The 19,860-nt window shown below is 62.1% G+C and carries 10 protein-coding genes and 3 rRNA genes; 5 read left to right on the forward strand and 8 right to left on the reverse strand.

Annotated features, from left to right (window positions below):
- The first annotated feature begins 205 nt into the window (after window positions 1-205).
- Window positions 206-652 carry a MerR family transcriptional regulator gene (locus QME84_07835; GenBank protein MDI6874178.1) on the forward strand — a complete coding sequence of 149 codons (447 nt, stop codon included), beginning with the start codon at window positions 206-208 and terminating at the stop codon, window positions 650-652.
- Between the two features lie 465 nt (window positions 653-1,117).
- Window positions 1,118-2,833: a TIGR04190 family B12-binding domain/radical SAM domain protein gene (locus QME84_07840; protein ID MDI6874179.1), complete on the forward strand. Its 1,716-nt coding sequence runs from the start codon at window positions 1,118-1,120 to the stop codon at window positions 2,831-2,833.
- Window positions 2,834-2,958: 125 nt separating this feature from the next.
- Here QME84_07840 and QME84_07845 read toward each other — a convergent pair whose 3' ends face one another.
- Window positions 2,959-3,222 (reverse strand): zinc ribbon domain-containing protein, encoded by a 264-nt coding sequence (locus tag QME84_07845; protein ID MDI6874180.1) that lies wholly within the window; start codon window positions 3,220-3,222, stop codon window positions 2,959-2,961.
- A gap of 148 nt (window positions 3,223-3,370) precedes the next feature.
- Here QME84_07845 and QME84_07850 point away from each other — a divergent pair, with 148 nt between their 5' ends.
- On the forward strand, window positions 3,371-4,159 hold the full coding sequence (locus QME84_07850; protein ID MDI6874181.1) for an enoyl-CoA hydratase-related protein: 789 nt from the start codon (window positions 3,371-3,373) through the stop codon (window positions 4,157-4,159).
- A gap of 148 nt (window positions 4,160-4,307) precedes the next feature.
- On the opposite strand, the gene QME84_07855 is transcribed toward QME84_07850, so the two are convergent.
- On the reverse strand, window positions 4,308-5,507 hold the full coding sequence (locus QME84_07855) for a tetratricopeptide repeat protein (protein MDI6874182.1): 1,200 nt from the start codon (window positions 5,505-5,507) through the stop codon (window positions 4,308-4,310).
- Window positions 5,508-6,165: 658 nt separating this feature from the next.
- On the opposite strand from QME84_07855, the gene QME84_07860 reads away from it, so the two are divergent.
- Complete coding sequence (locus QME84_07860; GenBank protein ID MDI6874183.1) at window positions 6,166-6,366, forward strand: DUF2892 domain-containing protein; 201 nt, start codon at window positions 6,166-6,168, stop codon at window positions 6,364-6,366.
- 336 nt (window positions 6,367-6,702) lie between these two features.
- On the opposite strand, the gene rrf is transcribed toward QME84_07860, so the two are convergent.
- From rrf to tyrS, 5 genes are all read right to left on the reverse strand, one after another.
- Window positions 6,703-6,818: ribosomal RNA gene (rrf, locus tag QME84_07865) — 5S ribosomal RNA — on the reverse strand.
- Between the two features lie 77 nt (window positions 6,819-6,895).
- Window positions 6,896-10,656 (reverse strand): 23S ribosomal RNA (locus QME84_07870).
- A 152-nt stretch (window positions 10,657-10,808) separates the two neighbouring features.
- Window positions 10,809-11,243: a hypothetical protein gene (locus QME84_07875; protein MDI6874184.1), complete on the reverse strand. Its 435-nt coding sequence runs from the start codon at window positions 11,241-11,243 to the stop codon at window positions 10,809-10,811.
- 614 nt (window positions 11,244-11,857) lie between these two features.
- Window positions 11,858-13,406 (reverse strand): 16S ribosomal RNA (locus QME84_07880).
- Together the 16S, 23S and 5S rRNA genes form the textbook arrangement of a ribosomal RNA operon.
- 383 nt (window positions 13,407-13,789) lie before the next feature.
- Window positions 13,790-15,025: a tyrosine--tRNA ligase gene (gene tyrS / locus QME84_07885; GenBank protein ID MDI6874185.1), complete on the reverse strand. Its 1,236-nt coding sequence runs from the start codon at window positions 15,023-15,025 to the stop codon at window positions 13,790-13,792.
- A 675-nt stretch (window positions 15,026-15,700) separates the two neighbouring features.
- On the opposite strand from tyrS, the gene QME84_07890 reads away from it, so the two are divergent.
- Entirely contained in the window at window positions 15,701-18,130 is a 2,430-nt protein-coding gene (locus tag QME84_07890; protein MDI6874186.1) for a PBP1A family penicillin-binding protein, read from the forward strand.
- 23 nt (window positions 18,131-18,153) lie between these two features.
- On the opposite strand, the gene QME84_07895 is transcribed toward QME84_07890, so the two are convergent.
- Window positions 18,154-19,281 carry a tetratricopeptide repeat protein gene (locus tag QME84_07895; protein MDI6874187.1) on the reverse strand — a complete coding sequence of 376 codons (1,128 nt, stop codon included), beginning with the start codon at window positions 19,279-19,281 and terminating at the stop codon, window positions 18,154-18,156.
- Between the last annotated feature and the right edge of the window lie 579 nt (window positions 19,282-19,860).

A 19,860-nucleotide genomic window follows, 5' to 3' on the forward strand; every position in this document is an offset into this window, starting at 1 on the left:
GGCTTGTGTCGATCACGCGCCTTTCCTTTATACCTGCTTCGTATCTCTGGAAAGATTAATGGGCCTTGTGGTGTCGTCGGTTTTCGGTTTACGGGGCAAATGGGTATTGAACCGCGGGGAAGCTTGTAATAATAATAGGTCATACCGAACGCGGCTCATTTCGTTCCCAGCGCGTCCACCGTTCACGACCACCCTGGAGGGCGACATGATCTTCAGCGCGGAACAAGCGGCCTGCATCTCCGGTTGCACGATGCGCCAGCTTCGCTACTGGCGGGACACGGGGCTCATCGAGCCGGCCGTGCCGCCCGGAAGGCACGGGGGTCGGGAGGGATACGACTTCCGCAACCTGGTGGAGCTGCGAACCGTCGTGGGCATGCTCAAGCGTGGGATAAGCCTCCAGAAAATACGCAAGACCCTGGACTTCCTGCGCCAGAAGGCGGATTGTTCCCGTCCCCTTTCCGAGTGCAAGCTGATAACCGACGGGTCCACCATCTTCGAGATCTGCGAGCGGCCGCAGCAGCTCCTGGACACCTTGCGTAAGGGCCAGATAGCCTTCTATATCGCCCTGGACGGCATCATGGAGGAGCTGGAGAACCGCCTGGTGGAATTCAAACGGGACCGCGAGGAGTTCATGCGCCGGCTGTTGGCCTGAGGCCTTACGAAAGGTCAAGAACGGTACAACCACTGCGGCCATGGGATCTCCGTTACATTCGCCACCCGATAATCAAGACCCCCTACGGCGCCCTACCCACCGTACTTCGCCGGTTTTGCTATTGCACTCGACACTGCGCTCAAGCATCACCACCCACGCCGACCCATAACATGAGGGGGGCGCGGCTCTCGCTCACCATCCCTTGCCGAAGACCCACGCGCCGGTACTCACCCCTCCACGGGCTTGTACCGTCAGGACCTTACGGATATCCTTACCTTGTACGATCACGGGCTCGGTACCCTTGTGGTCCGATGCCCACCGGACGGCGAACGGACCGCCATGAGCCGGCGCCGGCTTAAACTGGGAGGGCGTATCCCGCGGAAGCATCCCCCCCGTGCCTCCGGTCAGGGCTCCAGGCGGCCCCGCCTTTCCGCCGGTGATTCGGCCCAGGCCCAGAGGTGAACCATGGTTTTCGCCAAACCGGAGCTGGTTTTACTGCACCCGCCCAGCGTCTACGACTTCCGGAAACTTACCGCGGTACCCAGTCCCATAAGCGACCTGGTCCCGAGCACGCCCGCCTTCGAGCTCTACCCCATCGGGTTCACCTTCCTGGGCGAATACCTGGAGCGCAACGGCATCAACACCCGCATCGTTAACCTGGCACAGCGCATGCTGGAAGACGAGGGTTTCGACGTCCCCTCCTTCCTCTCCAGGCTGCGCCCCAGGGCCTTCGGCCTGGACTTCCACTGGCTGACCCACGCCCAGGGGGTCCTCGAAGTCTCCCGCATGCTCAAGGAGATCCACCCGGACATCCCGATCATCGTGGGAGGATACTCGGCCACCTTCTTCCACCGGGAAATCATGAAATACCCCCAGATCGATTATGTGATCCGGGGCGATTCAACCGAGGAGCCCCTCCTCAAGACCATGGAAGCCCTGCGCGGGACGGGCTCCCTGGATGAAGTACCCAACCTGACCTACCGCGGACAGGATGGGTCGATAAGGGAGAATCCTCTTTCCTACGTACCGGCCAGCCTGGAATACCTGGGGGACAACTACCGTTACGCCATCCGTTCCGTTTTCAAGTACCGGGACTGGAAAAGTCCGCGGGCCTTCTGGAACTGGTGGAGTTATCCAATCACCATGGTCCTCACCTGCCGCGGATGCACCCGGGACTGTGGGTTCTGCGGGGGATCGAGCAGCGCCCTCCTGGAGGTCTGTGGACGCCGGCAGCCCGCTTTCAGGCCCCCGGAGAAGATAGCCTACGACGTGAACCTCATATCCAAGTTCACCACGGCGCCCATCTTCCTGGTGGGAGACCTCCTGCAAGGCGGGAAGGACTTCGCCATGAAGACCATCGAGCTCATGAGCCAGGCGGACCCCAAGAACCACCTGGTCTTCGAGCTCTTCTCCCCCGCCCCCAGGGAATTCTTCGACCGGTTGGGCTCCAGCTTCGACAACTTCGACCTCCAGATCTCCCCGGAGTCGCACGACCCCGAGATCCGCGAGCTCCTGGGAAAGAACTACGACAACGAGGAGCTAGAGAGGAATATAGGATGGGCTCTGGAAGCGGGCTGCAAGAAGCTGGACGTCTTCTTCATGATCGGGCTCCCTGGGCAGACCAGGGAGTCGGTGCTGGAGACGGTCGAGTATTGCGCCTACCTGCTGCGCAAGTTCGGCCCCCGCCTCAACCCCTTCGTGGGGCCCCTGGCCCCCTTCATCGACCCCGGGTGCCCCTTCTACCGCCAGCCAGAGAAATACGGCATACGCCTCGTACACCGCACCCTCGAGGATTACGCCCAGGCGACCCTCTCCCCCCACTGGAGGGACATGCTGGGCTACGAGACGCGGTGGATGAGCCGCCAGGACATCGTGGACGTGACCTATGAGGCCCTTCTCGAGCTCAACGCCTTGAAGTTCAAGAACGGTCTCCTCTCCTCCCAGCGGGCGGCCCTCAACGAGCGGCGACTGCGGGACACGGTCTCCCTGCTGAAACTGGTGGACGACATCCTTGCCCTGCCCGACGCCGGGATGCGGCGGAGGGAACTGGAGAAGCTGGACGAGGAATGCAGGCGCCTCAGGCGCCGCCTTTACCTCCCCAAGGAGGAACTGATGTGGCCCCTCACCGGGGCCCGTTTCCGCAAGCTGAACATCCTGCGCATTCTCATGGGATGGATCTGAACGCTGTCGCCGGACCTTGAACGTCACGGACAAGGATGGGGCTGGAGAAACGATCCTCTTGCCCGCACGGATCGACAGGCGACCGAAACCATGTTTCGGGTGGTTCGGGAACAGCCGCGCGGGCTTCAGGGGGTGAAGTCCTCGTCCATGATCTGCTCCGCCTTCTCGCGCAACTGCTTGAAGTCCCGCTTCACCCGGCTGCTCTCGGGCAGGAGCTTGTCGGTGGCGTTGAACCCCCAGCCCTCGTAGCGGATGGCGATGCGCGGGCTGAACACGCGCCTGGCCGGGGCTCCGCACTTCTCACAGTCCGTCGTCCTCTCCGCGTCCATGGGCTGGATGAGGTCGAAGGAATGGCCGCAGGAGTCGCACCTGTACTCGTAGACCGGCAAAGTCCTCACCTCCAGCGCTCATTATAGCAGTACGGCGGGCCCGGAGGGGTGCCGGCCGGCATGGACGTTTACCGGAGGATGGTGGAGAAGACGCACCTCTTCGTAATACAATCGCCCTAAAGGACGACCAGCGAGCGGGGAGGAAGGTATGAGTTACGAGACCTTGCGCCTGGAGAAGGAGGACGGGGTGGCCGTGCTCACCCTCAACCGTCCCGAGGTGCACAACGCCATGAACCACACCATGTTCCTGGAGCTGGGGGCGGCGGCTAGGGAGCTCCAGGAGGATCCCGAGGTGCGGGCCGTGGTCCTCACCGGGGCCGGGAAGTCCTTCTCCAGCGGGCTGGACCTGGGAAGCTTCGCGGGCCTGGGTCAGCTGACCGCTCTGCAGATCCACACCTTTCTCAAGGGCGTGCAGGGGACCTACCTGGCCTACGAGATGATGAACAAGCCGGTGATCGCGGCGGTCAACGGCCTGGCCTTCGGAGGGGCCATGGAGCTCATGCTAGCCTGCGACATTCGTTTCGCCGCCGAGGAGGCACGCTTCAACCTCATGGAGATAAAGTTCGGCATCATCCCCGACCTGGGGGCCTGCAAGCGCCTGGCCAGGCTGGTGGGACTGGGTCACGCCAAGGAGATCATCTTTACGGGGAAGACCATCGACGCCGCGGAGGCCCACCGCCTGGGGATGGTGGAACATGTACTCCCCGCCGACCAGGTCCTCCCCGAGGCCAGGAAGCTGGCCGCCGAGCTGGCCGCCGGACCCATCCTGGGCATCGCCATGGCTAAGCAGGTCATCAACCGCTGCTGGGACTCCGACCCGGAGACGGCCCTGGAATTCGAGGCCCTCGCCCAGACCCTGTGCCTGATCTCCGAGGATCACAAGGAGGCGGTAAAGGCGGCGCTGGAGAACCGCAAGCCCCGCTTTCGGGGAAACTGAGGGCCGGCCCCGCCGGCTCAGATACGAGCCGCAGGACTGCTCCCGGACCGGTTGGCGCGGCCGGGAAAGGCAATCCACTGCAGCCTCTTTCCCGTGCCCTCCCGGCGGAGGAAGAAAGCCGGACGACTGATCCCGGCGAAAGAAATTCTCAATCTTCCAGCCTACGGCGGGCCAGCTCTCCCACCCTCCCTTTCGGGTCCAGCTGAAGGGCCTTGGCCAGGGAAAAGCGGGCTTCCTCCCGGTTCCCCGCCTCCATCTGGCACACCCCCAGCAGGTAATAGGCCCAGGGGTCACCCGGACACAGCTCGATATAGCGCCTGACGGCCTTTTCCGCCTCCTGGTGATTTCCCTCCTGCACCAGGAGCCTTCCCAGCGACAACCAGGGCAGAGGGGACTCCGGGTCGGCATCCAGGGCCCGGCGGTAATGCTCCTCCGCCTCGCGGTTCATCCCCCGCATGGCCAGGGCCTGGGCCAGGTTGCACAGGGTCTCCACGCTCCGGGGACGTAGCTCAAGAGATCGCCTCCATATCCCCACCGCCTCCTCCCACATGCCCATGTTGATGGCCGAGACCCCCAGGAGGTTCAGGACGTCCGGTTCCGCTTCCGATCCCTTGAGGCGGGACTCGGCCCGGAGCAGGAGGCGCATGGCCTCCCCGTACCTCCCGAGCCCCAGGAGGAGCTGCCCGGCGTTGATGTAGGCCTGGGCGAAGGAGGGGTCCGCGGATACCGCTTTGCGGTAGAGCTTCAACTTGGCCTCCGGGTCGGAAAGGATGCGCAGGGCGTAGACGAAGTAGACCATGGCCCGGTCGGACAGGGAGAGCCCCTCCCCTATGCGGCTGAGCCGGAGACTATCCCGGTCCAAGTCCATCTCGTCCGCCAGGGCCAAGGTCATCTCCTCCACCAGGTCCTCCAGGGCGCCCACGTCCACGCTGAGGTGCGCGGTCCGCACGTCGCCCTGCAGGCCCCGGAACTGGAAGTCTAGCCGCGCGGGAGCGTGATCCCCCTCCACGCATCCCACCCGCAGTTCCACGGCCATCTCCCTCACCAGCGGACTGTCCGGTGGACCGAAACGGAGGGACCCCCACAGGGCCCACCGCGCTCCCACCTTTTCTGCCGCTTCACGTATCTCGTCCACCTCCGGCAACCCGGCCAGGGAGAGGATCTCTCCTTCCCGGGGCGGGGGGGTAAGGTCGATGACCTCAAGGTTTGCGGCCTTGTTCAGGGCGTTGATCAGAAAGACGCCCAGCAGGTTTTCCATGACCGCGGGGATTTTCCCGGCGGCATTTACCGCGAACTGGAAGAGGGCCACTTTCATATCCACAGGCTCCATCCTGTACGCTCTGTACATGGAATCTCCTTCGAGGCATCACCGCGCAGGGTATGTGTCCTCTCCTACCTCGGCGAAAACCAGGGGCCGGAGCATCGGTCAACCTTGGACGACCGGCAATATCCGAGTGCCCGGCCGTCTATCCTCCGAGGTGAAACCTTTCCCGACCCAGCTTGAGGTCCAGTACTTGGGCTTTTCCTTTCGCCGTTCCCTTGCCCGGGGACCTTGCGCCTTCCCGTGTTTCGGCGACGGTTCCGAAGGGTGGAAACGTTTTTTCAAGGGTTCATATCAAGGGACTTTTCATCACTCATTGTAACAGAGCCCGCTTTCTTCCCTTTACCGCTTCTCCGGCCCACCGACTTAATCCCTCCCTATAGCGCGGTTCCCCGAGCGCCGGCTCTCTTCAATCCACGGGCGCAGCATGCGGCGGCATCGGTTTTTTCGTGCCCATCTCCCTCCCTCCGGGTCCGCGTGCGTTCCCCCGCTGGAAACAGTCCCCTGATGCGCGTCGGTCATAACATCCGCTCAAATCCTGCGGAGCTTTTAGGCGTTGTCCATCCCTCCGGGGATGCGTGCGTTCCCCAGCCGGGGGTCGGCTATAATAATTTCCGTCCTTCCGGTCCCCCGTACAGTCGCGGGCCGGAGGTCTCCACAACAGGCTCGAGGGGAGGTGAAGTTCATGGAACGGAACGTGGGAACCCTGGACAGGATAGGTCGCGCTCTACTGGCTGCCGCCTTGCTGGCCCTGGCCTGGAAAAAGGAGGGTAAGCTGGGCGTAGTGGCCGCGTGCAACGCGGGAATGCTCCTCTCCTCCGCGGCGTCCGGGTATTGCCCGCTTTACAAGCCTTTCAATTTCAGCACGGTGGGCAAGCCCTTCTGACCCGTACCCGCCCAAGGACGTCGCGGAGCGCCCTGAAACACTTGCGATACAACCAACCCGGAGGGAAGGCCGGTGGTTTCCCCGGGGCGCGTCCGGAAGGCACGCGGCGCGAGAAGGAGCTGACTCCTCGGGTTCCCGGGATCCACGGGGCACAAGACCGCTTAAGGATAACCGGTATACGGCATGGTAACGGGGTCAACTCATTCTTCGCCCACCCGGGACTGGACGGTCAGGCGTGGAGTCCGCGCCTTTTCCGGGACCCGGGACCACACGTCATCTTGCCATCTGCCCGGCGGAAAAGGGAAAGGGGCCGGATGACCGGCCCCTTGAAAAATGTTCCGGCGGCGACCTACTCTCCCACCCGGTCCCCCGGGCAGTACCATCGGCGCTGGAGGGCTTAACTTCCGTGTTCGGAATGGGAACGGGTGATCCCCTCCGCTATGGCCACCGAGAACACCTTGTTTTCGTCAAGGTCCAAAAGCCTGCGGATCACACACCTTCAAAACTGCACAGCGATCTCCGAGGTATAGGAACCAAGCCCTCGACCTATTAGTACCGGTCAGCTCCACGCGTTGCCGCGCTTCCACTTCCGGCCTATCAACCTCGTGGTCTACGAGGGGTCTTACCCGGTTTCCCGGTGGGAGAACTCATCTTGGGGTCGGCTTCCCGCTTAGATGCTTTCAGCGGTTATCCGATCCGGACGTGGCTAACCAGCCGTGCCCCTGGCGGGACAACTGGCACACCAGAGGTCCGTTCACCCCGGTCCTCTCGTACTAGGGGCAACTCCCCTCAGTTCTCCTGCGCCTGCAGCGGATAGGGACCGAACTGTCTCACGACGTTCTAAACCCAGCTCGCGTACCGCTTTAATGGGCGAACAGCCCAACCCTTGGGACCTACTCCAGCCCCAGGATGCGATGAGCCGACATCGAGGTGCCAAACCTCCCCGTCGATGTGGACTCTTGGGGGAGATAAGCCTGTTATCCCCGGAGTACCTTTTATCCGTTGAGCGACGGCTCTCCCACATGATGCCGCCGGATCACTAGGCCCTGCTTTCGCACCTGCTCGACTTGTGGGTCTCGCAGTCAAGCTCCCTTCTGCCCTTACACTCTACAGCTGATTGCCGACCAGCTTGAGGGAACCTTTGGGCGCCTCCGTTACCTTTTAGGAGGCGACCGCCCCAGTCAAACTGCCCACCTGACACTGTCCCGCGACCGGATAACGGCCGTCGGTTAGAGCCCCAGCACACCAAGAGTGGTATCCCAAGGACGGCTCCACGGGAACTGGCGTCCCCGCTTCGCAGCCTCCCACCTATCCTGCACATGATGAACCAGGACCCAATATCAGGCTGCAGTAAAGGTTCACGGGGTCTTTCCGTCCTGCTGCAGGTAGCCCGCATCTTCACGGGCAGTGCAATTTCGCCGAGTCCCTCGTTGAGACAGTGCCCAAGTCGTTACGCCATTCGTGCAGGTCGGAACTTACCCGACAAGGAATTTCGCTACCTTAGGACCGTTATAGTTCACCTTTTCCCCGTGTCGCCACGAGGGGCGGACCATATCTTCACCCTGGACTCATTCCAGGGGCCCGGCGTATGGCCTCTGAGGATTCCCGGAATCGAATCTGGCAAGGATCTCCTCCTCCCGGTATTTCCTCTTTCCACCGTCGTTCATCTCCCGTCGGACCTTCAGGATCTCCCGAACGCCCTCCTCGGTCAGATGACGACCCTCGGCGACGAGGCGGGCTATCTTCTTGAACTTGCTGAAGTCCCGCTTCTTCTTCGCCGAACGGAACCGGTAGGTCTCGAAGAAAGGAATCACGTGCTCCAGGATGGCATTGAGGTTATTGACCTCGTAGTACCATACCCCGTCGCCGCGCTGCCTCAAGGTGCCGCACTGGAGATATCTCTTGAACTGGGTCAGTATGACCTTGTCCCTCTGGGATATGTTGAAGCAGAGGGATATCTTCCAGGGCTGGTGGTAATCCTTGCGCGGACGGAAGCTCACCTTGAAGCTCCCCTCGCCGTCCGCGAATCCAGCCAGATACCATCCCACCTCGGGCGGCACCTTCTTGGGATCGTAGGTCAACACGCACCTTCCTTTCCGGAGACCCCGCCTTCCGGGCCTTTCCTGCTGGTTGCCCGCACTCCTGGGATTGTCACTGCCTCCTTGGCGAGGCTAGTACCCGGAGATACTCGGGTTTTCCAGCATATAGCCGGGTTTTTCCCATCCGGTTGCCCGGATGGGGCCGCAACTCTCTTACGGCCGCCGTTTACCGGGGCTTAGGTTCGGAGCTTCGCGCGCCGGCCGAAGCCGGCCGCTAACCCTTCCCCTTAACCTTCCGGCACCGGGCAGGCGTCAGCCCCTATACGTCGTCTTACGACTTAGCAGAGACCTGTGTTTTTAGTAAACAGTCGCTTGGGCCTGTTCACTGCGACCCCCTCGCGCTCAGGGAGCGAGTCCCGTCACGCTAGCGGGGTGCCCCTTCTCCCGAAGTTACGGGGCCAATTTGCCGAGTTCCTTAACGAGGGTTCACTCGATCGCCTTAGTATTCTCTACTCGCCCACCTGTGTCGGTTTGGGGTACGGGCACCGGACGGCTCGCTAGGGGCTTTTCTCGGCGGCATGGATTCAGCGACTTCCCCTAAAGGCGGGTCGGCATCACGCCTCAGGCTTGTATGCCGCCAAGCATTTGACTCGGCGGCGCCCTACACGCTTGCCCGCGGTCTACCATCGCCGCGGTTCGCCTATCCTTCCGCGTCCCCCCATCGCTCAAGCGCCGGCCGGTGGTACCGGAATATAAACCGGTTGTCCATCGACTACGCCTTTCGGCCTCGCCTTAGGTCCCGACTAACCCTGGGCGGATTAACCTTCCCCAGGAACCCTTGGGCTTTCGGCGGACGGGTTTCTCACCCGTCTCTCGCTACTCATGCCGGCATTCTCTCTTCCCTGCGGTCCATCGATTAATCCCTTGCGGGAAGCCCTTACGGGTCGACTTCGCTCCACAGGGAATGCTCCCCTACCCACCACGCCCCGGAGGGCGCAGTGCCGCAGCTTCGGCACCGGGCTTGAGCCCCGCTACATTGTCGGCGCGAAACCACTTGACCAGTGAGCTATTACGCACTCTTTAAATGATGGCTGCTTCTAAGCCAACATCCTGGCTGTCTATGCGGTTTCACATCCTTTCCCACTTAGCCCGGATTTGGGGGCCTTAGCTGGCGGTCTGGGCTGTTTCCCTCTCGACCATGGAGCTTATCCCCCATGGTCTGACTCCCGGGCTCTGGAGCCGTGGCATTCGGAGTTTGACTGGGTTTGGTAACCGGTGAAGGCCCCTAGTCCAATCAGTGCTCTACCACCACGGCTGAACACCCGAGGCTAGCCCAAAAGCTATTTCGGGGAGAACCAGCTATCTCCGAGTTTGATTGGCCTTTCACCCCTACCCACAGGTCATCCCCTCCGTTTTCAACCGAAGTGGGTTCGGTCCTCCACGAGGTCTTACCCTCGCTTCAACCTGCCCATGGGTAGATCACTCGGCTTCGGGTTTACGGCACGCAACTATACGCCCTCTTCAGACTCGCTTTCGCTACGGCTCCGGGTCTTCCCCTTAACCTCGCTGCGTACCGGTAACTCGCCGGCTCATTCTACAAAAAGCACGCCATCACGGCACGAGGCCGCTCTGACGGTTTGTAGGCATACGGTTTCAGGTTCTATTTCACTCCCCTCCCGGGGTGCTTTTCACCTTTCCCTCACGGTACTAGTCCACTATCGGTCGCCAGGGAGTATTTAGCCTTGCGGGGTGGTGCCCGCTGATTCCGACGGGATTTCCCCGGTCCCGCCGTACTCAGGATCACCGCCGGGAGACCCGTCCCTTTCGCCTACGGGGCTGTTACCCTCTGTGGCGGGCCTTTCCAGAACCCTTCGACTAGAGACGGGTTTTGTAACTCCCTGGTGCCTCCGCAGCGACACCTGGCGGGTCCTACAACCCCCGACGGACAACGCCTGCGGGCTTTTGCATCCGCCGGGTTTGGGCTGTTCCCGTTTCGCTCGCCGCTACTCAGGGAATCGCGGTTGCTTTCTTTTCCTCGGGGTACTTAGATGTTTCAGTTCCCCCGCTTGCCTCCACACGCCCTATGTGTTCAGGCGTGGGTGCCGGCGCATTACCACCGGCGGGTTCCCCCATTCGGAGATCTCCGGATCAAAGCCTGTTCGGCGGCTCCCCGGAGCTTATCGCAGCCTACCACGTCCTTCATCGGCTCCTGGCGCCTAGGCATCCACCGTATGCCCTTAGTAGCTTGGTTAAACAACCTCTTCGATCACTGTGCAGTTTTCAAGGTGCGATCTCCAGTTGCTTGGGCGCACCTCAACGGCGCGCCCAAAGTCGAATCCTATATTAATTATACCCCTCAGGTCAATAGATGTCAGGAGTATTTTTCCCCTTTATCCAGACCCCCTAACCGCTCTGCTGCATCTTCATGAACCCGCCCGCGATGGGGATGAGGGAGATGATGATCATGATGATCCATATCGCCCAGTTCATCTTCACGAACTCCCAGTCACCGGGGCGGATGACGAAGGCCAGCAGGGTGAAGAAGGTACCCGCTATGGACCATATGAGGTAAATGGGCCCCAGCGGAATGCTGATGTCCACGAAACTGGCCATCTCGTTGGCGGCGAAGAAGCCGGCGAAGATGAGCAGCAGCAGGTAGATGATCATTGGCCAGTTCTGGTAGCCGCCCCTTCCGGAGGCCCCTATTCCGAAGCCGAAGATCTCCACCTTGTACCAGTGAAGGAAGCTGAAGATGAGGGCTAACAGGGCGCCCCCCGCTACCACGATGTCCGGGATGGGCAGCCTGGAGGTATCCAGTTGTGGCCTCGGCCTCCCCATGGGCGCCTGGGGCGGCATCCCCGGCGGCGGGGGCGGAGGCGGCTGCATACCTCCGGGCGGTCCTGGCGGTTGCTGTACCATTTTACGCTCCTTTCCTTTCCCCTACAGACCTTAATCCCTCAGCTTGACCATCCAAATTTCTAATTCGACGGCCATCCTTGAATCCCTTATCCTTTTGCCACTCTTTTTTCCCAAAACCGGAAGGCACTACCGCCATCACTTCCTCCATGGCATCCCGAGCTATAAGGCCCTGACCGCAGTAAGTGCCTCCCCAACATCATCCCGTCGATCGACTTTCCGGGAGGTGCCGGCACGATTCATCTGTTCAGCACCTCTTTCCCTGCATCTTTCGCTCCGCCTATAGCCGCACCGAAACGGGAAGACCGCCTTCCTTTATATTTTTCCACCGCGATGACGGACCCAAACCCGCTACCTTTTTCAACCCTAAAAGCGCCTACCGAAACGATACAGCATCGGCATCAGGGTCTTTCCGGACACGAAAAAGAAACGGCGCTCTTTGCGCCGTTCCTTCAAAACTAAACAGCGCCAGGGGAGAGAGGGATACGCGTTTATTTTTTCGTGCCCCGGGCTTTCGCCCGGCGTGCACTCCCTAGAAAGGAGGTGATCCAGCCGCACCTTCCGGTACGGCTACCTTGTTACGACTTCACCCCAATCGCCGACCCCACCTTCGACGGCTGCCTCCCTTGCGGGTTAGCTCACCGGCTTCGGGTGTTGCCGACTTTCGTGGTGTGACGGGCGGTGTGTACAAGGCCCGGGAACGTATTCACCGCGGCATTGCTGATCCGCGATTACTAGCGACTCCGACTTCATGGAGGCGAGTTGCAGCCTCCAATCCGAACTTAGACCGGCTTTTTGGGATTCGCTCCACCTCGCGGTATCGCAGCCCTCTGTACCGGCCATTGTAGCACGTGTGCAGCCCAGGGCATAAGGGGCATGATGACTTGACGTCATCCCCACCTTCCTCCGGTTTGACACCGGCAGTCTCGCATGAGTGCCCGGCATTACCCGCTGGCAACATGCGACAGGGGTTGCGCTCGTTGCGGGACTTAACCCAACATCTCACGACACGAGCTGACGACAGCCATGCACCACCTGTGCACCCGTCCCGAAGGAGGGCCGTGTTTCCACGGCTTTCGGGTGCATGTCAAGCCCTGGTAAGGTTCTTCGCGTTGCGTCGAATTAAGCCACATGCTCCGCCGCTTGTGCGGGCCCCCGTCAATTCCTTTGAGTTTTAACCTTGCGGCCGTACTCCCCAGGCGGGGCACTTAATGCGTTAGCTTCGGCACGGAGGGATTTGGTAACCCCCCACACCTAGTGCCCATCGTTTACGGCTGGGACTACCAGGGTATCTAATCCTGTTCGCTCCCCCAGCTTTCGCTCCTCAGCGTCAGTCGTGGCCCAGGAGGCCGCCTTCGCCACCGGTGTTCCTCCCGATATCTGCGCATTTCACCGCTACACCGGGAATTCCACCTCCCTCTACCAGACTCTAGCCCGCCAGTATCGAGTGCAGTTCCTCGGTTGAGCCGAGGGCTTTCACACCCGACTTAACGGGCCGCCTACGAGCTCTTTACGCCCAGTAATTCCGGACAACGCTAGCCCCCTACGTCTTACCGCGGCTGCTGGCACGTAGTTAGCCGGGGCTTCCTACCGAGGTACCGTCACGACACGAGGCCGCTTCGTCCCTCCTGACAGGACTTTACAACCCGAAGGCCTTCATCGTCCACGCGGCGTCGCTGCGTCAGGCTTTCGCCCATTGCGCAATATTCCTCACTGCTGCCTCCCGTAGGAGTCTGGGCCGTGTCTCAGTCCCAGTGTGGCCGGACACCCTCTCAGGCCGGCTACCCATCGTCGCCTTGGTGGGCCGTTACCCCACCAACAAGCTAATGGGCCGCGGGCCCATCCCGAAGCGGAAGGCCGAAGCCAACCTTTCTTCCCTCCACCATGCGGTGGTGGGAAGGTATCCGGTATTAGCCCCGGTTTCCCGGGGTTATCCCAGTCTTCGGGGTAGGTTACCCACGTGTTACTCACCCGTTCGCCGCTAACCCGCCCCCTCTCCGAGGAGAAGGAACGGGTCCGCTCGACTTGCATGTGTTAGGCACGCCGCCAGCGTTCGTCCTGAGCCAGGATCAAACTCTCCGACCAAAATGCAGTCCTTGCGGACTTACATGCGTCGAAGAACGTATCCCGGCTCCCTACCGGCCGCAGTCCGTCCGAGGACGGACCGGAACGGAATTCATGGGAGCACTCTCTCTCCACCTGAAACGCTGTTTAGTTTTCAAGGAACCGGGCTCAGCGCCGTCTTCAACAAGGCTACAAAGTAGCACTCTAGATGGTCCCTGTCAATAAACGCGGATTAAAAATACCGCTTTCAAGGCGGTATCCGGCTTTCCTTCGCTTACTTCTACCCTTCAAGCGTCCGGATTACCGCCTCCTTCATTTCAACCGGGTTTGTTCCCCGGCGGCCTTCGCCGCAATTTTCATATTAGCACCCGGTGGGTGCGCTGTCAAACGGAATGCGGCGTCTTTTACCTTCTTATCCTGCGAAAATGGCGCTTGCCCTTCTGGATGACCAGGCCGTCCAGTGCTTCGGCCGGGACCTCGTATTCCTGGTCCAGGACCTCCCGGCCATCCAGCTTCACGCCCCCCTGGGCGATGAGCCTCCTCCCTTCGCTGGTGGAAGCGGCCAGGCCGGCCAGCACCAGGAGACGGGGAAGCCAGATGCGACCCTCCCGCAGCTCCTCCTCTTTGAGGGACACCTCAGGTATTTCCTCGGGCAGTTCCCGGTTCACGAAGACGCGGTCGAAAGCCCGCTCCGCGGCGGCGGCGGCTTCCTCCCCCCAGTACAGCCTCACCACCTCACGGGCCAGTCGTCTCTTGGCCCGGGCGGGGTGGAGGGCTCCCGACTCCAGGTCGCGGAGAAGGGATTCCAACTCGGCAGGCTCCAGGGCGGTGGTGAGCCGGAAATAGTCGGGCATCAGCCGGTCGTCCAGTGACATCAGCTTGCCGAACATCTCCTCGGGTGGATCGGTGAGACCCACGTGGTTGCCCAGGCTCTTGGACATCTTTTTCTCCCCGTCCAGGCCCACCAGGATGGGAAGGGTGAGCACGCTCTGCGGCTCCTGCCCCAGCGCCCTCTGCAGTTCTCTGCCCGCCAAGAGGTTGAATATCTGGTCGGTACCCCCTATCTCCACGTCCGCCCGGAGGGCCACGGAATCGTAGGCCTGCATCACCGGGTAGAGAAACTCGTGCAGCCCGATGGAGACGTTGTCGGCATAGCGCCTGGCGAAGTCGTCCCTCTCCAGGAGGCGGGCCACGGTGAAATGGGAGGTGAGGCGCAGCAGCTCCTCGAAGGTGAGGGGGGCCAGCCAGCGGCTGTTGTACTCGAGCACCGTGCGTTCCCGGTCCAGGATGCGGAAGGCCTGCTGGGCGTAGGTCTCGGCGTTGGCCCGCACCTCCTCCGCCGAAAGCTGCGGACGGGTCACGTCGCGCTCCGAGGGGTCCCCCACCCTGGCCGTAAAATCCCCGATGAGGAGTATGGCGGTATGGCCCAGGTCCTGGAACTGGCGCAGCTTGCGCAGGGGAACGGCATGTCCCAGGTGCAAGTCCGGGCGGGTGGGGTCCACCCCGAACTTCACCCTCAGGGGGCGGTCCTCGGCGATGGAACGCTCCACCTTGGCCTGCAGGTCACCCTCTGGCAGGCAGTCCACCGCGCCGGAGAGGATGACCTGCATCTGGTAATCAAGGTTCCTCACCAGAGCCATGATGCGCCCTTTCTCACCTCAAGACACGACCGGGACTCCCCCTCATCTTCAGGCAAGCCCGCTTGCCTTCTGGTGCCGGGGAGGAGGATGCGGACCGACCACTGACGTCCGCGGTCCCGATGCATCGCTACCCGGCGTTTATTCCGGACGGGGCTACGGGATCGTTTTCCTGATGACCCGTCCGGTCCTGTGTTTCACGCGGCTAAAGGATAACGCAAGCGGAGGGAAACCGCAAAGCCGTAATCCACCTGAAGAAGCGAATCCTCTCCATTCGCATGAGCCCCTTTTATCACCCTCACAAGAACCGACCGCTGTCGGCATCCAAGTGGATAGCCCTTGGGTGCTTCTTAAGGCCGACGCGGCGTGGAGGGTGAGGTCGTCGATGATCCCCCTCTTGAAGGCGGGAGGAGTAAAATTCCCCTTTCGCCAACCCTTGGAATCCCCCTCCTCGAGAGCTGCGGTATCCCAGGCCGCCCAACGGTATTGGAGAGACGGAAGGAGTGGACGGCCACGGCGCAGAAATCGAGTTTGCGGGAAGGCGGGGCGCGAGTCACAACCGGAGATGAAAGGGGAGACGGCGGAGAACGTTTCTCCCCGGGGAACCGGTCCCTGCTTCCCATGGTCTATACTTGAGAGTGGAATCGAAGCGGGGTGGCGTCGGGAAGAGGTAACATCATGCGGGTTCTGTTGCGCGTAGCGTTGATTATTCTCCTTTGCCTGCTGCTTCTGGCGGGGGGGTTCCTGGCCTGGTTCTATACCGGTGTCGGGCTGCCCAGCCTGGACCAGCTGGAGAAACATCGCATGGACCAGACTTCCAAGATCCTGGCCGCCGACGGCACGGTCATCGCTGAACTGCACGGGGAACAGCACCGCGAAAAGGTTTCTCTGGACCAGATATCCCCCTATCTACGGCAGGCGGTTATCGCCATCGAGGACGAGCGCTTCTACTCCCACAGCGGGATGGACTGGAAGGCCATAGCCCGGGCCTTCTGGACTAACGTGGTGGAGGGCAAGGTGGTGCAGGGCGCCTCCACCATAACCCAGCAGTACGTGAAGAACGCCCTCACCAGCAAGGAGAGAACCTACTGGCGCAAGGTGGAGGAGGCCAGCCTGGCCAACCAGCTGGAGAGGAGATACTCCAAGGACAAGATACTTGAGCTCTACCTCAACGACGTCTATTTCGGGCAGGGTTGCTACGGGGTGAAGACGGCCTCCGAGACCTTCTTCGGCAAGCAACCCTCGGAGCTCTCCCTGGAGGAAGCCGCCCTGCTGGCCGCGGTCATCCGCATCCCCAACTACTATTCCCCCTACACCAACGCCGAGGCGGCCATGCAAAGGCGCAACCTGGTGCTGGACAAGATGGCTGAGCTTGGATTCATCAGCCGGGAGGAGGCCGAGCAGGCCAAGTCAAAGCCGGTGGTGGTACAGCCCATTCCGGAGGAGGCCCCCAGCCAGGTAGCTCCCTATTTCGTGGAGTACGTGAAGAAATACCTCTACAACGTCTTCGCCTCCGACCAGGAGCTCCGCTCCCGTTTCGGTGACCTCTCTCCCGACGACATCATCTTTCGCGGTGGGCTGCGCGTGTATACCACCCTAGACCTGAACATGCAGCGCTACGCCGAGGAGGCCATCAATTCCACCCTGGACCGCCCCGGGGATCCCAGCGCCGCCCTGTGCGCCGTGGACCCGCGCACGGGGGAGATCAAGGCCATGGTGGGTGGCAGGGACTTCAGCAAGCTGCAGTACAACATCGCCGCCCAGGGGGGGCGGCAGCCCGGCTCGGCCTTCAAGGTCTTCGTGCTTACAGCGGCCATCAGCAATGGCATCTCCCCCTACAAGACCTACGATTCCTCGCCCACCACCCTGGTCTTCCCCGACGGGACCAAGTGGAAGGTGAACAATTGCGAGGGGTCGAGTTACGGGAGCATCAACGTGTACACGGCCACCGTGCGCTCGGTGAACGTGGTCTTCGCCCGGCTCATACGCGACGTGGGACCCCAGCGGGTGGCCCAGATGGCCAAGGCCATGGGTATCACCTCCCCGGTGGACCCCTACCCCTCCATCGCCCTGGGAGCCCTGACCAACGGGGTGAATCCCCTGGAGATGGCTAGCGCCTTCGGCACCCTGGCCTGCAACGGGGTGCACTACGATCCCATCTGCGTGACCAAGGTCACCGACGCCGACGGCGAGGTTATCCTCGAGAACCGACCCAAGGGAAAGCGGGTGGTACGCGAGGACGTGGCCGCGGTGGTCAATTCCATCCTCCAGGACGCGGTGAAGCACGGCACGGGAAGGGCGGCGCGCCTTGACCGCCCCCAGGCGGGCAAGACGGGGACCACGGACAATTACGCCGACGCCTGGTTCTGCGGGTACACCCCCGACCTCTCCGCGGCGGTATGGGTGGGCTATCCCCAGGGCCTCATCCCCATGCGCAGCGTCCACGGCATCACCGTCTACGGGGGGACCTTCCCGGCCCAGATTTGGAGGAAATTCATGGTAAAAGCCCTGGAGGGCGTACCCCCCACCGACTTCTCGAAGGCGGAGTTCGGCGGCGGGGACGAAGAGGAGTTGGTCACGGTAACCGTGTGCACGGAAAGCCAGCTCCTGGCCACCCCCTACTGTCCGCACACCGAAACCAGGACCTTCCGACGGGGAGAAGAGCCCACCGACTACTGCCACCTCCACACCGAGGGGCAGAGGGTGGCCGTCCCCGCGGTGACGGGCATGGAGGAAGGAGAGGCGGTGGCCGCTATCCGTGGAGCGGGGCTGGTGCCTAACGTCACCTACATCAATTCCACCGTGGCGCCGGCGGGCATGGTGGTGGGGCAGAACCCGCTGGCCGGGACCATGGTCAACCCGGGGTCCACGGTGACCATATCCGTGAGCAGGGGCCCCTCGCCCCAGGGGGTGGTACCCAACGTGGTGGGCATGAGCGAAACCTCAGCCAAGGAAGTCTTGGTCGCCGCAGGTTTCGTCTACAAGGTAGTCTACTCTCCTTCCAGCCCGGATAAAGTGGGAATCGTCATCTACCAGTTCCCGGGCGGCGGGTCGTCGGCTACCGCGGGATCCCAGGTGATCATCACCGTGGGGAAATCCAGCGGCTGAACCCCCCGGCGGTGCGCCTCGGCCTAACTCGCGTCCCCTTCGAGCAGCCTGCGGAAGACCGGGTTGTGCCGGAGACGGTCCAGGCAGGCATCGCGCTCCGCGTCCTCACGCAGGGAGGGGTCCAGCTCCAGGGCGCGGCGAAGGTAGCGCAGGGCCCGGTCGGTCTCCCCCCGCAGGGCGAAGAGGCAGGAGAGGTTGTAGTAGGGCCACGGGTAGGAGGGGTCCACCTCCAGGGCGCGGTGGAAGGATTCCTCGGCCTCCTCCATCCTCCCCAGTTCCATGAGAGCCGCCCCCTTGTTGCTCAGGGCATACTTGTTCTCGGGGTTGATGGCCAGGCACTTGTCAATGTATTCCAGCTCCTTCTCCACCTCGCCCAGGCACCCCAGGGCGTAGCCCTTCTCCAGGTAAGCGCTGTCGTTGTCCGGGTCCAGCCTGATGACGCGGTCAAAGTAGGCGGCAGCCCTCTGGTAATCCCCCCGGTCCAGGTATATGGAGCCCAGGCTTAGGAGGGCCTCCACGTTGTCCGAGTCGAGCATGAGGATTTCGCCATAGGTCTCCACGGCCCGGTCGTCGTCCAACATCTCCTCGTAGACCGCAGCCAGCTCGAAGAGCACGTCGATCAGCTTCTCCCGCTCCCCCTTGTACAGGCTGACCGCCTTTTCCAGGCATTCCACGGCCTCCCGGTATTCCCCCCTCCCGGCCAGGAGCCGAGCCCGGTTATAGTAGGGATAGCCGAAGTTCGGGTCCAGCTCCAGGGCCCGCTCGTAGGCCTCCAGCGCCCTCTCCTCGTCGCCCAGCTCGTGATAGGCAATGCCCAGTTCGTTGAGGAGGTCCGGGTTATCCGGGTCACGCTGCAGGGCCTCCTGGTAATAGGTCACCGCGCGGGCGTAATCCCCCTTCTCCATCATCACCAGGGCCAGCCCGTCGTAGGAGCGGGGGTCGTCGGGGTCCAGCTCGCCCACGCGACGGAAGCGGAGGGCGGCCTCCTCCAGTTCCCCCTTCTCGTAGAGGGCCAGCCCAAGCTGGTACTGACCCTCCACGTCCTCCGGATAATCGTCCAGGAAGCGGCGGAAGCGTTCGATGGCCTCGTCTATCCTGCTCTCCGCCAGGAGCCGCTCGCCCTGTTCGAGCAACCGGTATCCCTCACTCAATATTCCTCATCCTCCTCCGGCGGGACCGGGCAGGGTTTCCGGCCCATCGCCATTATCGGAATTTTTTCGGGTTCCCGGATAATCTCCGAGATACCGAGGCTTCCCGGTTAGACCGGGAGGTTTCCCTCCCATCGGAACTCCTCTGAATCATAGTCTATACGAAAAAACCTCCACCGCGAACAAGCCGCTCCCGCTTTTTCGCAAATTTTCTCCTCCTTCCCGAAGACCTCCTCTCGCGGCTCCGGTCGCCTTCCCGCCGGAAACGGCGGTTTGGTCTGCCCGCCCCAACCGGAGGACGGGCCAGAACCAATCCTTCGTGACGTATGCATAGCGCACGGGAGCGGAAGGGGCAAGCAAAACCGGCTCCTTCAGTGCTTGGAGTGCGAACGTCCCCGGGGCTTGGCGGCGCGGGACACCCTGACCAGGCCGGAGACGGGGATGATGCGCACCCCCCTCTCCTCCAGCTTGTCCAGGATGAGGTTCATGCCCAGGCGAACTCGGCAAGGTCAGCGCCGGGCTCTCGAACGTCCCCGGGGCTTGGCGGCGCGGGACACCCTGACCAGGCCGGAGACGGGGATG

The sequence above is a fragment of the Actinomycetota bacterium genome (assembly GCA_030019255.1).
Lineage (GTDB): Bacteria > Actinomycetota > Geothermincolia > Geothermincolales > RBG-13-55-18 > Solincola_A.

Coding starts and splice junctions, on each gene's coding strand:
- QME84_07835 (MDI6874178.1), top strand. CDS start 206: ATGATCTTCAGCGCGGAACAAGCGGCCTGCATCTCCGGTTGCACGATG.
- QME84_07840 (MDI6874179.1), top strand. CDS start 1,118: ATGGTTTTCGCCAAACCGGAGCTGGTTTTACTGCACCCGCCCAGCGTC.
- QME84_07850 (MDI6874181.1), top strand. CDS start 3,371: ATGAGTTACGAGACCTTGCGCCTGGAGAAGGAGGACGGGGTGGCCGTG.
- QME84_07855 (MDI6874182.1), bottom strand. CDS start 5,507: ATGTACAGAGCGTACAGGATGGAGCCTGTGGATATGAAAGTGGCCCTC.
- QME84_07860 (MDI6874183.1), top strand. CDS start 6,166: ATGGAACGGAACGTGGGAACCCTGGACAGGATAGGTCGCGCTCTACTG.
- QME84_07875 (MDI6874184.1), bottom strand. CDS start 11,243: ATGGGGAGGCCGAGGCCACAACTGGATACCTCCAGGCTGCCCATCCCG.
- tyrS (MDI6874185.1), bottom strand. CDS start 15,025: ATGGCTCTGGTGAGGAACCTTGATTACCAGATGCAGGTCATCCTCTCC.
- QME84_07890 (MDI6874186.1), top strand. CDS start 15,701: ATGCGGGTTCTGTTGCGCGTAGCGTTGATTATTCTCCTTTGCCTGCTG.